Origin of the sequence: Caulobacter sp. 73W (assembly GCF_041021955.1) — a bacterium.
Taxonomy (GTDB): domain Bacteria; phylum Pseudomonadota; class Alphaproteobacteria; order Caulobacterales; family Caulobacteraceae; genus Caulobacter.
Genome location: NZ_CP158375.1, coordinates 3,551,886 through 3,565,655 on the forward strand (window position 1 = coordinate 3,551,886; position 13,770 = coordinate 3,565,655).

Annotated in this window: 10 protein-coding genes and 1 tRNA gene; 2 read left to right on the forward strand and 9 right to left on the reverse strand. The window is 67.6% G+C overall.

The window, feature by feature from the left end:
- Positions 1-266 precede the first annotated feature (266 nt).
- Positions 267-749: a transglutaminase-like cysteine peptidase gene (locus ABOZ73_RS16930; RefSeq protein WP_369059288.1), complete on the forward strand. Its 483-nt coding sequence runs from the start codon at positions 267-269 to the stop codon at positions 747-749.
- A gap of 81 nt (positions 750-830) precedes the next feature.
- On the opposite strand, the gene ABOZ73_RS16935 is transcribed toward ABOZ73_RS16930, so the two are convergent.
- From ABOZ73_RS16935 to ABOZ73_RS16950, 4 genes are all read right to left on the reverse strand, one after another.
- On the reverse strand, positions 831-3,599 hold the full coding sequence (locus tag ABOZ73_RS16935) for a M14 metallopeptidase family protein (protein ID WP_369059289.1): 2,769 nt from the start codon (positions 3,597-3,599) through the stop codon (positions 831-833).
- Positions 3,600-3,710: 111 nt separating this feature from the next.
- Complete coding sequence (locus ABOZ73_RS16940; protein ID WP_369059290.1) at positions 3,711-5,198, reverse strand: amidohydrolase; 1,488 nt, start codon at positions 5,196-5,198, stop codon at positions 3,711-3,713.
- Between the two features lie 70 nt (positions 5,199-5,268).
- Positions 5,269-6,282 (reverse strand): FecR domain-containing protein, encoded by a 1,014-nt coding sequence (locus ABOZ73_RS16945; RefSeq protein WP_369059291.1) that lies wholly within the window; start codon positions 6,280-6,282, stop codon positions 5,269-5,271.
- Positions 6,245-6,811, reverse strand: a complete 567-nt coding sequence (locus tag ABOZ73_RS16950) for an RNA polymerase sigma factor (RefSeq protein ID WP_369059292.1) — start codon at positions 6,809-6,811, stop codon at positions 6,245-6,247. The genes ABOZ73_RS16945 and ABOZ73_RS16950 overlap by 38 nt, the downstream gene beginning before the upstream one ends.
- A 186-nt stretch (positions 6,812-6,997) precedes the next feature.
- On the opposite strand from ABOZ73_RS16950, the gene ABOZ73_RS16955 reads away from it, so the two are divergent.
- Positions 6,998-9,505 carry a TonB-dependent receptor gene (locus ABOZ73_RS16955; RefSeq protein ID WP_369059293.1) on the forward strand — a complete coding sequence of 836 codons (2,508 nt, stop codon included), beginning with the start codon at positions 6,998-7,000 and terminating at the stop codon, positions 9,503-9,505.
- 7 nt (positions 9,506-9,512) lie between these two features.
- On the opposite strand, the gene ABOZ73_RS16960 is transcribed toward ABOZ73_RS16955, so the two are convergent.
- The 5 genes from ABOZ73_RS16960 to ABOZ73_RS16980 all read right to left on the reverse strand — a co-directional run bounded on the left by ABOZ73_RS16960 (position 9,513) and on the right by ABOZ73_RS16980 (position 13,604).
- Positions 9,513-9,587, reverse strand: a tRNA-Thr gene (locus tag ABOZ73_RS16960).
- Positions 9,588-9,599: 12 nt separating this feature from the next.
- A complete protein-coding gene (locus ABOZ73_RS16965) occupies positions 9,600-10,427 on the reverse strand; it encodes an ABC transporter permease (RefSeq protein ID WP_369059294.1) in 828 nt (275 codons plus the stop codon).
- Positions 10,424-11,320, reverse strand: a complete 897-nt coding sequence (locus ABOZ73_RS16970) for an ABC transporter permease subunit (protein ID WP_369059295.1) — start codon at positions 11,318-11,320, stop codon at positions 10,424-10,426. The genes ABOZ73_RS16965 and ABOZ73_RS16970 overlap by 4 nt, the downstream gene beginning before the upstream one ends.
- Positions 11,317-12,519: an ABC transporter ATP-binding protein gene (locus ABOZ73_RS16975; protein WP_369059296.1), complete on the reverse strand. Its 1,203-nt coding sequence runs from the start codon at positions 12,517-12,519 to the stop codon at positions 11,317-11,319. Before ABOZ73_RS16975 ends, ABOZ73_RS16970 begins: the two co-directional genes overlap by 4 nt.
- Positions 12,492-13,604: a polyamine ABC transporter substrate-binding protein gene (locus ABOZ73_RS16980; RefSeq protein ID WP_369059297.1), complete on the reverse strand. Its 1,113-nt coding sequence runs from the start codon at positions 13,602-13,604 to the stop codon at positions 12,492-12,494. The genes ABOZ73_RS16975 and ABOZ73_RS16980 overlap by 28 nt, the downstream gene beginning before the upstream one ends.
- Positions 13,605-13,770 lie beyond the last annotated feature (166 nt).

The window sequence follows — 13,770 nt, forward strand, 5'->3', positions numbered from 1 at the left end:
TACAAATACGACCTGTAGTTCTACCGGGATGAGCCCCGGAAATGGTTTCCGTAAAACCTAAACATCGACGGAGCGGATGTCGCTTCCGACACGAAGTTTGGAACAAACGGACCTGGATCTGACCGATGTCAGCAAAAAACAAACCTAGGCTCCGCCGCTCCGGCCGGTAGCCGGAACCCTCCCCAAAAACCCGATCCCATCCCACCCGCAGGACGCGCCCGTCCGGCGGGCCGGGAGAACTCACGCCCGAATTCCGGACACCCGCCATGACCCGCCGCCTGTCTCTGATCGCCGCCTTCGCCTTCGCCGTCGCCCTGCTGGGCATGGGTTCGCAAGCCTCGGCCGCCGCCAAGATCGACACGGGCCTGCTGAACAAGGTCAACGCCCAGGTGAACCAGGACATCCGCCCGATGAGCGACGAAGCCCAATACGGCGGTGACCGCTGGGTTTCGGAGCCGGCCAGCGGCTTCGGCGACTGCGACGACTACGCCATGACCAAGATGACCCGCCTGACCAAGGCCGGCGTCCCGGCCGAAGCCATGACCATCGCTCTGGTCTACACCGAGACCGGCGAATACCACGCGGTCCTGTCGGTCCAGACCGCCAAGGGCGAGATGATCCTGGACAACCGCATGAACTGGCCGACCTCGCGCGCCGCCATGGAGCGCTACGGCTACCGCTGGGCCAACACCAAGGTCGCCGCTGTCGACTGGACCAAGGTTTTCGCCGGCGCCGCCGCCACGAAGTAAGTCGCCTCGTCCAGGAGAGGCGCAAAAGGAAGGGCGGCGAGGCTGAGGCCTCGCCGCCCTTTTTCGTTCGTCAGACCGGCCTTAGCGCGCAGCGGCGGCGGCCGGACCGTAGAGCATGCCGTTGAACAGGAAGCGGAAGGTGCCCGCCGACTGGGCGCGCTGGGTCACTTCGGGACCCATCACGAACAGCTTTCCCTTGCCCATGTCGATGTCGAGGATCGCGGTGGTGCCTTGCAGCTTTTCCTGGCCGACGGCCCAGCCGCTGCGGAGCGGCTTGGGGGTGTCGAACCAAGAGACCTTCGCGACGCCCGTGGCCGAGGCCTTGAGGTTGAAGGTCGGGCTGCGGTCGAAGAACACGTCCAGTTCCGACGGCGCGCCGTAGGCGAGGGGCTGGGTGTTGTCGACCTTGGCGCGGAGGACGGAGCCGGGAATGTACAGTTCCTTGGTCGTGAGGGCCTTGAACGTGTCGCCTTCCTTCTTGGCCAGGGCCGGCTCGACCGGGGCGCCGATGGCCTGGGCCAGATAGCCGGCGCTGCCGACCGTCAGAACCGTGCCGCCGTTGCGTACGAACTCGGCGACCTTGGGCAGGGTCTTGTCCTCGGTCACATTGCCCAGCCAGGCGTGGTACTCGGCGGGGATGTCCTCGGCCTTGGGCTGGCCGAAGCCGCGGCCGCCGCGATAGGGGCCGCCCTCGGGCGTCGGGACCGAGCCGTCGGTGAAGACGAGGACGTCGAAGTCCTTGCCGATGTCGCCCGCGTCGAGACGCTGCGGATAGACCACTTCGAACGGCGCTTCGAACTGCTCGAACAGCCAGCGGGTCCAGCCCGAGGGCATCAGGCCGCCATAGCGATCGACCAGGCCGACGCGGATCGGCTTCAAGGCGATGGCCTCGCCCTTCGGCTTGGCGCCGACGGCGAAGGCGTCGATGCCCAGTTCTTTCACGCCGGCGGCGACGATGGACTGGGCCTGGGCCGAAGCCGGGACCCATACCGCACCCGTGCCGATCGACTTGCCGCCGACCTTGGTGTCTTCCTTCACCCAGGCGACCGGCACGCCGGCCTTGAGCAGGCGGTTGGTCAGGATGAAGCTGTTGTTGGTCTGGTGGCTGACCAGCCAGCCGGCCTTGCCCGAGCCCTTGATGGAGCCGGGGGTGACGGTGATCACGTCAGGCACCCGCTCGAACGGACCGGTGAAGCCGTCCAGCACGCGGTCGAACTTCACGCCCATCTGGTAGGCGAGGGTGTAGCCGGTGACGTCGTAGGGCGCCTTGGGCGGGCCGCCCGGATATTCGGTGTCGTGCGGGTGGTCCTGCGGCTCGAACATGTCGAGGACGTGCGGGCGATAGGCCTGGGCGGTCTTCACCACATAGGAGCCGGCCGGATAGGTCTTGCCGGCGACGGTGAAGGCCTTGGTCGCCTTCTCCACATCCACGCCCGTCTTGATCAGGGCGTTGAGGAACGACACGGCCGTGGGCAGGTCGGCCTGGTCGGCGGAGATGATGTAGCCACGCGGATCACGGCTTTCCGGCGTCTGGATCACCGTCTTGTAGAGCGACGGATCAATGGCGCCGCGAGCCCACGGATCGTTGGTCTTGTTCTCGGACTTCTTGCCGGCCTCGGCCAGGGCGTCGATCTTGGTCGGGGTGAGGGTCCAGCTGTCCTGCGAGCCCTTGGTGATGGAGTTGGAGCCCATCTTCCAGATGTTGAACAGCAGGCGCTCGCGGTTGCGCGAGGCGTAGTCGAGCACGGCCCGGTTCAGGCTGTACTGGTATTCGACCGTCTGCTTGAGGTGCCACATCTCCGGCGGGGCCGGCATCGGGCGGTCGTTGGAGGGCAGCTGAACCTCGGGGACCAGGCGCAGGGGCTCAGGCGTCGGGCCGCCCTTGATCTCGGTCAGCAGGCCGATGGTGTTGTGGAAGTACGAGACGGAGCGGACCATCCCGTTGTGCCAAGTGGAATACGGGGCTGCAGATCTGGCGCCCGAGCCCGGCTTGTCCTCGACCACCAGGCGGCTGTGCATGGCCATGCCCAGTTCCTGGAGCGTGGTCATGACCAGCGGGTCGTAGTTGAAGTTGAACGGATCGCGGAACGGCGGAACGAACACCACCATGCCGTTGGGCGCGGTCTGGTGCTGGTTGTAGACGACCTGCGGGAACCAGTCGCGGAACAGGGCGCGGTTGATGTTGGCCGTCTCGGCCATGGCCGACATGTAGCTGTCGCGGTTGTTATCGTGGCCGACGTACTTCTGGTACAGGCGCGGGATCGAGTTGAACTCGCGCTTCTTTTCGTCGGCGTGGCGCATGTACCAGTCCGAGACCAGCTCCATGCCGTCCGGGTTGTCGTGCGCGAACAGGATGATGACGTCGTCCAGCAGACGCAGGGTCTCCGGATCGTTCTGGGTCAGCATCCGGTAGAGGACCTGGATCTGGCCTTGCGAGGTGACGGTCTCGGTGGCGTGCAGGCCGGCGTCGATCCAGACGACCGCCTTGCCCTCGGTCGACAGCTTCTTGGCCTCCTCGGCGCTGACGCCCTCGGCCTTGGCCAGGCGCTTGGCGATGCCGCGATAGTGGTCGAGCTTGGCGAGATTGGCGGGGGACGACACGACGGCCATCCACATGGACCGGCCTTCTTCCGACTTGCCGATATCGACCAGCTTCATGCGGTCGGACTGACCCGCCAGGGTCTTCAGATAGGCCTCGTAGGCGGTGTAGTCGGCGAGGAAGTAGTCGCTGCCGGGATCCTTGGCGAAGGCCTTGGCGGGCGGCGTGATTTCAGCGGCGTAGGCGGAAGCCCCGCCCATGATCATGACCAGGGCCACGGCGGCTCCGGCCATCGCTTGTTTCTTCGTCATCATCTCCCCCAGCAGCAGTCGGCTCCGGCGGGTTTGCCGGAGCCTTTTCCCTGTTGAGTTAGACGCACTGGCGCGGGGAATCCACCGCGCGGAAGAGGCGTATCGCGGCGATTACTCGCCGCCGCCCGCCTTGCGGTAGTCGAGGGGCGGTTTGCGGTCGCCGACCATGGCCTTGTAGGTGAAGTTCGCCCCCTGGCGCTGCTTCAGTTCGGCCTTGGCCTGGGTGATCAGTTCGGGGTTCGAGAACAGCTCGGCGCCGGTGATCGACAGGGTCTTGGCCGCCAGGGCCGCGCCCTTCAGGCCGATGCTCATGCCGCCCGCGGCGACGTTCTGCCAGGAGTGGCCGGCCGAGCCCGGAACGAAGGTGGCGGTGGACAGGCCCACGGTCGGGGTCACCCAGCTGATGTCGGCCACGTCGGTGGAGCCGCCGGCCAGGGCGCCGTCGGCCGTGGACTTGGAGTAGGGCTGGATCTTGCCCACCGACGACAGGTCGCCGCCGCCGTTCTGCAGGGTCTTGGCGATCTCCTGGGCGAACTTGGTCTCTTCCGGCGTCCAGGTGATGCCGCCGACGCTGACCAGGCTGTCGTTCATCACCTTGCCCAGAACGTCGTTGGGCAGGAGGTTGTAGACGCCGCCGGTCTGCTCGACCTCGAAGGTGGTGTCGGTGGCGATGGCGGCGCCTTCGGCGGCCTTGGTCACGCGGCCCCAGACATCGACCACGACCTTCGGATCGACGTTGCGGACGTAGTAATAGACCTCGGCGAAGTCGGGCACGACGTTCGGGGCCTTGCCGCCGTTGGTCACCACGTAGTGGATGCGGGTGCGGTCGGGAATGTGCTCACGCAGGTAGTTGGTGGCGACGTTCATCACCTCGACGCCGTCGAGCGCCGAGCGGCCGGCCCAGGGGGCGCCGGCGGCGTGGGAGGACTTGCCGCGGAAGCGGAACTTGCCGCTGATGTTGGCGAGGGAGCTGCCCTGCTGGGCGGAGTTCGAATTGCCCGGGTGCCAGTGCAGGGTCACGTCCACGTCGTCGAACAGACCGTCGCGGACCATGTAGACCTTGCCCGAACCGCCTTCCTCGGCGGGGGTGCCATAGACGCGGATCTCGCCGTGGACCTTGTTGGCGATCATCCACTGCTTGAGGGCGACGGCGCCGGCGACCGAAGCGGCGCCGAACAGGTTGTGGCCGCAGCCATGACCATTGTCGCTGGTGGGGATGGGCTGCTTGTGAGGGACGGCGGCCTGGGACAGGCCGGGCAGGGCGTCGAACTCGGCGAGGACGGCGATGACCGGGCCCGCGCCGTTCTTGTAGCTGGCGACGAAGCCGGTGGGTTCACCCGCCACGCCGGCCTTCACGGTGAAGCCGGCGGCCTTGAGCTGGTCCTGCAGCAGGGTGGAGGATTTGACTTCCTGGTAGCCGAGCTCGGCGAAGCCCCAGATCTTGAGGGCGGCGTCGTTCATCTTGGGCGTATAGGCGTCGACCGCGGCGGTGAGTTGGCCCTTGTCGGCGGCCGTCAGCGGCGCCGCGAGGGCCGTGGTCGAAAACAGAGCGGCCGTGGTGAACGCGCCGATCGCCAGCGCCTTGAATTTCGACGTCATGAAAGGTCTCTCCCCGCGCCGGCGCCCCTGCGCCAGCCTACTGAGCTAGACGCAATGTGCGCTAAAAGCCTCAGCGAGGGGTAGGGGAAACCAGATCGATCTGGGTGGGGCCGGACTGTTCGACCCGGGCGACGCCATAGGCTTCCAGGGTGGCGACGAAACCGCCCACATCGCCGGTCTTGAAGCGGCCGCTGAGCGGGGTCTGGGCCAGGTCGCGGTCGCCCAGGTGGATCTTGCGGTTGGAGTAGCGGTTCATCTCCGCGACGATCGCGCTGAGCGGCTGGTCGTCGAAGATGACGTCGCCATTGCGCCAGGCGCTGACGCGCTGGACGTCGACGCGGTTCACGGCCCAGTCCTTGGAGCCGTACTGGACCAGGCGCGCGCCGGGCAGCAGATCGGTACTGGCGGCGGACGTCAGGGAGGCCACGCGCACCTTGCCCTCCAGCAAGGCGACCGACCAATGGTCGGGGTCCAGCCGGACGTTGAAGGCGGTGCCCAGGGCCGTGACGGTGCGGCCGCCGGCGGTCACCACGAACGGATGCGCCGGGTCCTTGGCGACCTCGAAGAAGGCCTCGCCCTTCACCAGGGTCAGGCCGCGCTTGGCGCCCCATTCGGTGATGCGCAATTCGGTGTCGGTGCTGAGCGTGGCCCGCGAGCCGTCGGCCAGGGAGACGATCCGCTGGTCGCCGACGGCGGTGCGATAGACGGCGACGTCGCGCATGGCGGCCGCCGTGGGCTGCCGAGGCGCGGTCACGGACAGGCCGGTGAACAGGGCCGCGCCGCCAAGCAGGACGATGGCCGCGACAGCGGCGGCCCAGCGGAAGGGCATGGCGGAACGGTCGGCGAGGTCGGTCTTCAGCGCCTCACGGGCGCGAAGCACCTGCGGCTCGTCGCGCATGAGGCCCATGGCGTCCCAGGAAAGGCTGACGCGGGTCCATTCGGCTTGATTGTCGTAGCTGGCGTTCAGCCAGGCTTCGAAACGGCGGCGAAGCGCTTCGTCGCGCGGGTCACGTTGCAGAAGGACGAACCAACCCGCGGCGTCCGGTTCACCGGGCGATCCATGCTTGGGTCGGTTGTCGTTCATCGTTTTCCTGCAAACGGCTCGTGACGATCCGCAGAGCCTTGGTCACATGTTTCTCGACGGCGCTGACGGATATTCCAAGTTGCGCCGCTGCGGCCTTGTAACTCAAGCTCTCGAAACGCACGAGCATGAAAGCGGCCCTTGTGCGATGAGGCATGCCCGCAAGAGCGGCCAAGGCGACAGAAGCTTGCTCCTTGGCCTGCAGAACCCGATCCGGGGACAGGTCGTCGACCGGGTGGTGAATTGGCTCCAGCTCACAATGCGCCTGACGATGACGCACGGCGTCCCGGCGCCGGCGATCCAGCAGCACGTTGGTCGCCGTCTGGAAGATGAAGCTGTTCAGGTTGGCCACCGCCTCGCCGCCGCGCCGGCTGTGCAGGCGAAGCAGCACCTCCTGAACGAGATCGTCGACGTCGTGGTGCGCAACCCGACGGCGGAAAAAGGCGCGCAGCGCCTGCTGGTAATGCAATGAGGCCTGAACCAGTCCCGCCTGATCCACACCCTGATGTTCGGCCAACTTCGCCAACGCCATTTGCGGTATTCCCCCGAACGCCCGGCACGACGCATTTATGTCATGCTCATGTTTTGTGGCGGGATGGTCAACAGGCTTGGGGTGCGGCGCCTTGGCGGTTGAGCGGCTGCTGGATTTTCAGGCGCCGCCGGTTCAATGTCCGCGGCGTGTAGGGGGAATGCGTATGGGGACGGAGGCCGCGATCCGGTGAGGATCGGCCACGCCAGCTTGGTTGCGGGCGGGCTGTGCGCCGCCGTGGCCGCGCCCGCGCAGGCCGCCCCTTCGGCTCGATTCGACATCCCCGCCGGCTGGCCGCTGGAACGGGCGTTGACCGCCTTCTCGGCGCAGAGCGACCGGGACATCCTGTTTTCTCCGGCCCTGGTGGAAGGGCTGAAATCCCGCAAGGTCTCCGGCCGCCTGGGTTCGGACGCGGCGCTCGACCAGCTGCTCAGGGGCACCGGCCTGACCTGGCGCAGCTTCCAGGGGCGGGTTCTGATCGAGCGCGTCGCGGTCGCGCAGGCCCCGGTTCAGCCGCCGGCCCCGCCGGAGCCGCCGTCCGACCTGGACGGGCTGGTGATCACCGCCCTGCGTCGTCCGACCGTGGACCAGCTGACGCCGATGTCGGTGCGGGCGATACCGCAGAGCGAACTGGACCGTTCGGGCGTCGCCACCTTCGAGCGTGCGACCAGCACGACACCCGGCCTTGTCGCCACGGCGACGGGGGTGGGGCGCAATCGCCTGACCCTGCGCGGGGTCTATGGATCGGGCGAGGCGACCACCGCGCTCTATTACGACGACGTGCCGGTCACCGGCGCCAGCGGCACGACCGCCGATCCGGGCAGTTCGTTCCCCGAGCTGGTTCTGGTGGACGTCAATCGGCTGGAGCTGCTGCGCGGGCCGCAGGGAACCTTGCATGGGGCCAGCGCCATGGGCGGCGCGTTGAAGGTGATGTTCAACCGGCCGGACCTGAACGCCGCGTCGGGCAGCCTGGACCTGGAAGGGTCGACCAGCGCCGGCCATGGGGGGCAGGCGGGGACGTTGGTGGTCAACCGGCCGCTGGTCGACGGCGTCGTGGGCATGCGGGTGACGGCCTATCACCGCACCGAGCCGGCCTTCATCGACAACAGCCGCCTGGGGCTGAGCGCGGTGAACGACAGCCGCACCAATGGCGTGCGGGTCGGCATCGGGGCCAAGCCGACCGACGACCTGACCCTGAACTTCATGCTGACGCGCCAGACGGAAGAGCTGGACGACAGCAGCGCGTGGACGCCGACGGGCGGGTCCTATGTCAGCACCAATTACGGCCGGCTGCCGTTCGAGGGGAAGGTGACCTTCGCCGTCGCGTCGGCCGACTGGCGAGTGCGCGGCGTGCGCCTGGCGGCCATGGCGGCGGCCTACAAGTGGAACAGCCATCGCCGCAGCGAATATTCCGGCGTCCTGCTGGCCGAGCGGACCAGCGAGGCGGGGTGCAGCCGATACTTCTCTCTGGGCTCGGCCGTGTCCTGTTCGGTCGAGCAGATGTCGCGCTGGACGGCCTATGTGGACAGCCGGTCGCCGGGCCTGCTGACCCAGCCGGTGGACATGGAATCCCAGGTGGTCGAGCTGCGCGCCACGTCCGACGGGCGCGGCTTCATCGGCTGGACCTTCGGCCTGTTCGGCGAGACCCGCGAGGACAGCATCGACAGCCAGGTGGTGGTGCTGGACGCGGCGACCGGCGTGCCGCTGGAGTTCGCCGGCTTCACCGGACGGCGCGCCGTCGACAGCCGGTTCCAGCAGCGCGCGGCCTATGGCGAGATCATCGTCGGCGCCGACCGTGACACCAGCCTGACGGTAGGCGCGCGGCGGTTCGACTACAAGCGCACGACCATCGGGCGCACGCTGGTGGTGAACGTCATCTCCAACACCGCCGAGGGCAACTTCAACAAGTCGGCCAGCGAGACAGGCTGGAGCCTGAAGTTCGTCGGCAGCCACCGGCTGAACACGCGGGTGCTGCTCTACGCCCAGGCCTCGCAAGGTTTCCGCCCCGGCGGGATCAACACCGTGCCCAGCCTGTCGCAGGAACTGGCCGCCTATCGCGCCGACAGCTTGTGGAACTACGAGATGGGCGTGAAGGGCAACTGGCTGGACGGCCGCCTGACCGCCAACGGGGCTGTCTATCGGATCGACTGGCGCGACATGCAGTACACGGCCGCCAGCCCCAACGGCGCCTTCTCGTTCCTGGCCAATATCGGCCGGGCGCGGATCAACGGGGCGGAGGCGGACGTGACGTTCGACCCGCGCGGTCCTTGGCGGACGGGCCTGAACCTGGCCTATGCCGACGGGGTGCTGACCGAGGACCAGGAAAGCGCGATCGCGGCAGGCCTGGGCTCGGCCGGCGACCGCCTGCCGGTGGTGCCCCGGTTCGCGGCGGGAGCGTGGGTGGAGTATGCGCGGCCGCTGTCCAGCCGGCTGGACCTGCTGTTGCGGGCCGACGCGACCCATACGGGGCGGTCGCACAGCGCCTTCGCCTCATCCTCGGCGGACGACACCCGGCTGGGCGGAGTGATGCTGGTCAATCTGCGCGCCGGGGTGAGGACACACGCCTGGAACCTGGGCGCCTATGTCGAGAACGTGCTGGACGACGACTCGCCGTCCTTCGCCTCCACCGGCCGCCAGCCGCAGGTCTATGGCCCCCGCCCGAGGCGCGTGGGCGTGGCGGTGGGGTACGCGTTCTAAGGGGAACTGGTGCCGGCGGAGAGGATCGAACTCCCGACCTTCGGTTTACAAAACCGCTGCACTACCGCTGTGCTACGCCGGCCAAGGAAGGGGCTTATGCCGCAGCCGGCCCTGTCGCGCCAGCCTCCGATCGCAGTTCTCTTAGCGTCCGCCATTTTCCCACCAGGGCATAGACCAGGACCCCGGTCGCCACCGCGGCGATGAGAAGGGTGCAGGCGGCGTTGATCTCTGGCGATACGCCCAGCCGCACCTGGGAATAGATGCGCATGGGCAGGGTGGTCGCGCCGGGGCCGGAGGCGAAGGACGCCACCACCAGATCGTCAAGCGACAGGGTGAAGGCCAGCATCCAGCCGGCGACGACGGCCGGGGCGATGTTGGGCAGGGTCACGGTCAGAAAGGTGCGGATCGGCGGGCAGCCGAGATCCTGCGCCGCTTCCTCCAGCGAGCGGTCGAAGGTGACCAGGCGGGCGTGCACCACCACGGCCACATAGGCCAGGGTGCAGGTGGAATGGGCGATGACCACGGTCCAGAAGCCCCGGTCGATGCGCAGGGCCACGAACAGCAGCAGCAGGGACAGGCCCAGGATCACCTCGGGCATGACCATGGGCGCATAGACGAGGCCCGAGAACAGGGTGCGCCCTCCGAACCGGCCGCCTCGCACCAGGGCCACGGCGGCGAGGGTTCCGAGGGCGGTGGCGACGGTGGCCGAGATCAGCCCGACCCGCAGCGTCACCCAGGCGGCGCCCATCAGCGCCTCGTTGGCGAACAGGGCGGCGTACCAGCGGGTGGAGAAGCCGCCCCAGACCGTCACCAGCCGGCTGGCGTTGAACGAATAGAGCACCAGGGCGGCGATCGGCAGGTAGAGGAACGCCAGGCCCAGGCTGACGGAGGCGATGTTGAAGGCGGTGGGGCCCTTCTTCATTGGCCGGCCTCCAGGGCTTTGGCCTGTTGCCGCTGATAGAGGACGATGGGAACCACCAGGGTCAGCAGCAGCGCCACGGCGACCGCGGACGCGCTGGGCCAGTCGCGGTTGGAGAAGAACTCGATCCAGATGGTCTTGCCGATCATCAGGGTCTGGGCGCCGCCCAGCAGGTCGGGCACCACGAATTCGCCGACCATGGGAATGAAGCAGAGCAGGGCGCCGGCGACGACGCCGCCGAACGACAGGGGCAGGGTCACCTGCCAGAAGGTCTTCCACGGCGGGGAGCCGAGATCGGCGGCGGCCTCGAGCAGACTGTGATCCTGCTTCTCCAGCACCGCGTAGATCGGCAGCACCATGAACGGCAGGTAGCAGTAGACGAGGCCGATATAGACCGCCGCCTGGGTGTTGAGCAGGTCGAGGCCCGGCAGGCCGACGGCCTCGAGCGCCATGTTCAGCAGGCCCTCGGGCTTGAGGATGGCGATCCACGCATAGACCCGGATCAGGAAGCTGGTCCAGAACGGCAGGATCACCGCCATCAGCAGGATCTTGCGCGTCTGCGGGGCGCAGCGGGCCATGCCCAGCGCGATGGGGTAGCCAACCAGCAGGCACAGGATCGTGCCGATGGCCGCGAAGCGCAGGCTGGAAAGATAGGCGACCAGATAGAGGTCGTCGGAGGTCAGGCGGGCGTAGGTCTCCAGGTCCAGCGCGGCGACGAACGCCTTGATCCCCGCCAGGCCCGCCGACCAGTCGATCCGCGGCGCATAGGGCGGCATGGCCAGGGCCTGGTCCGACAGGGACAGGCGCAGGACCAGCACGAACGGAAACGCGAAGAACAGGCCCAGCCACAGATAGGGCGCGATGGCCGCCAGCCGTTCGCCGTTCTTGCGCTTCATCGGGTCAGGACCACGCCGGCGTCGGGATCGAAGGAGATCCAGACCTTGTCGTCCCAGCCGATGGGCCGCTCCACCACGCGCGAGGCGTTGGCGCGGGCCACTCGGATCAGCTTTCCGTCGGCCAGTCCGACCACATAGTTGGTCCAGTCGCCGGTGTAGCCGATGTCCCAGATCTCCCCGGCCAGGACGTTGGCGGTCCCCTTGGCCGGTGGGTCGAGGCTGATGCGCATCTTCTCCGGCCGCACGGCCAGCCATACGGTGGAGCCGGCGGCGGGGGCGTCGTCGTCCCAGACGTCCAGCGCCTGCTCCGACTCGGGGATGATGATGCGGGCCATGGGGTGGGTCAGTTCCGCCACCTTGGCCTCGAACACGTTCACGTCCCCCAGGAACTCGGCCACATAGCGGTCGGCGGGGGTCTCGTAGAGCTCTTCGGGGCGTCCGAGCTGGGCGATCCGGCCCTCGCGCATCACGGCGATGCGGTCGGCCAGGACCATGGCCTCCTCCTGGTCATGGGTGACCATCAGGAAGGTGGTGTTGAGCTCCTGCTGGATGTCCATGAGCTCGAACTGGGTCTCTTCGCGCAGCTTCTTGTCCAGCGCGCCCAGCGGCTCGTCGAGCAGCAGCATCTTGGGCCGCTTGGCCAGGGCGCGGGCCAGGGCGACGCGCTGCTTCTGGCCGCCGGACAGCTGGTGCGGCTTGCGACGGGCCAGGGGCTCCAGCTTGACCAGGGCCAGCATCTGCTGGACCCGCGCCTCGATCTCGCCCTTGGGCAGGTTTTCCTGCTTCAGGCCGAATGCGATGTTCTGGGCCACGCTCAGGTGCGGGAACAGGGCGTAGGACTGGAACATCATGTTGACCGGCCGCTGGTGGGGCGGCTGGCCGGCCAGGTCCTGCCCCGCCAGGGTGATGCGGCCCTCGTCCGGGGTCTCGAACCCGGCCAGCAGCCGCATCAGGGTGGTCTTGCCGCAGCCCGACGGGCCGAGCAGGGCGAAGAACTCGCCCGGATAGATGGCCAGCGACACGCCGTTGACGGCGGTGTGGTCCTCGAACCGCTTCACCACGCCTTCGAAACGCACCAGCGGCTCCACGGACGGATCGCTCCAGGGCGAGAACTTCGAACGGACCGCGCCGATGTTCAGGCGCTGGCGGCCGGTCTTGCCCACCTTGGCGTTCATCGGCCGGTGACCACCCGGGTCCATTGGCGATTGATCTCACGGACCAGCTTCGGGTCCTTCGAGGTGGCCACGAACAGGCGAGAGAACACGTCCGGCGTCGGATAGATGTTCGGATTGTCGCGGATTTCCGCCTCGACCAGGGGCAGGGCCTTTTCGTTGGCGTTGGCGAACTGCACGTAGTTGGACGCCTTGGCCGCCACGTCGGGGCGCAGCATGTAGTTCATGAACTTCAGGGCCGCGGTCGGGTTCGGCGCGTCGGCCGGGATGGCGAAGACGTCGAAATAGACCTGGGTGCCCTCGCGCGGGATCACATAGTCGATCTTGACCTTGCCGCCGGCCTCGTCGGCGCGGGCCTTGGCCTGGAAGACGTCGCCCGAGAAGCCGACCGCCAGGCAGATGTCGCCGTTGGCCAGGGCGTTGATGTACTCCGACGAGTGGAACTTGCGCACCGACGGCCGGATGCTGAGCAGCATATCGGTGGCGGCGGCGTAGTCGGCCTCGACCAGGGAGTTGGGGTTCTTGCCCTGGGCCGCCAGGGCGACGGTGAACATGTCCTCGCTGGCGTCCAGCATGTAGACGCCGCAGTCCTTGAGCTTGGCGATGTTCTCGGGGCGGAAGACCACGTCCCAGCTGTCGACGGCGACGCCGGGCAGGCGCTGCTTCAGCGCGTCGACATTATAACCGATGCCGATGGTACCCCACATGTAGGGGGCGGCGTACTGAGCGCCCGGATCGAAGGGATCCATGCGGGCCATTAGGTCGGGCCACAGGTTGCCGAAGTTCGAAAGCTGGGCCTTGTCCAGCTTCTGCAGCACGCCGGCCTGGATCAAACGAGGAACGCTGTTGTTGGCGGGGACGACCAGGTCATAGCCCGTGCCGCCGGTCAGCAGCTTGGTCTCCATGACCTCCTGGGAGTTGAAGGTGTCGTAGACGACCTTGATCCCGGTTTCCTTGGTGAAGTCATCGACAATGGCCGGGTCGATGTAGTCCGACCAGTTATAGATGTGCAGGACCTCGTCCTTGGCCCCGCCCTGGCCGCATCCGGCCAGCACCGCCGCGGCGGCCGCGATCAACGCGGCCCGGCGCGTAAATTCCCCAAACCGGCTCATGTCCCCTCCGCCAGCTGAAACCCCGCGCTCGTTATAGGGCCTGGGGGCGGCGGGTTAAGTGGATTCTGCGGCGGGGAGGCGGGGTCGTATCGACCAGCCCGCTTTCGTTTCACCGCCATGGCTTCTATATGCCATCGCTGCTTCTTCGCGACCCAACACCTGGACC

Coding starts and splice junctions, on each gene's coding strand:
- ABOZ73_RS16980 (WP_369059297.1), bottom strand. CDS start 13,604: ATGAGCCGGTTTGGGGAATTTACGCGCCGGGCCGCGTTGATCGCGGCC.
- ABOZ73_RS16930 (WP_369059288.1), top strand. CDS start 267: ATGACCCGCCGCCTGTCTCTGATCGCCGCCTTCGCCTTCGCCGTCGCC.
- ABOZ73_RS16975 (WP_369059296.1), bottom strand. CDS start 12,519: ATGGACCCGGGTGGTCACCGGCCGATGAACGCCAAGGTGGGCAAGACC.
- ABOZ73_RS16935 (WP_369059289.1), bottom strand. CDS start 3,599: ATGACGAAGAAACAAGCGATGGCCGGAGCCGCCGTGGCCCTGGTCATG.
- ABOZ73_RS16970 (WP_369059295.1), bottom strand. CDS start 11,320: ATGAAGCGCAAGAACGGCGAACGGCTGGCGGCCATCGCGCCCTATCTG.
- ABOZ73_RS16940 (WP_369059290.1), bottom strand. CDS start 5,198: ATGACGTCGAAATTCAAGGCGCTGGCGATCGGCGCGTTCACCACGGCC.
- ABOZ73_RS16950 (WP_369059292.1), bottom strand. CDS start 6,811: ATGGCGTTGGCGAAGTTGGCCGAACATCAGGGTGTGGATCAGGCGGGA.
- ABOZ73_RS16945 (WP_369059291.1), bottom strand. CDS start 6,282: ATGAACGACAACCGACCCAAGCATGGATCGCCCGGTGAACCGGACGCC.
- ABOZ73_RS16965 (WP_369059294.1), bottom strand. CDS start 10,427: ATGAAGAAGGGCCCCACCGCCTTCAACATCGCCTCCGTCAGCCTGGGC.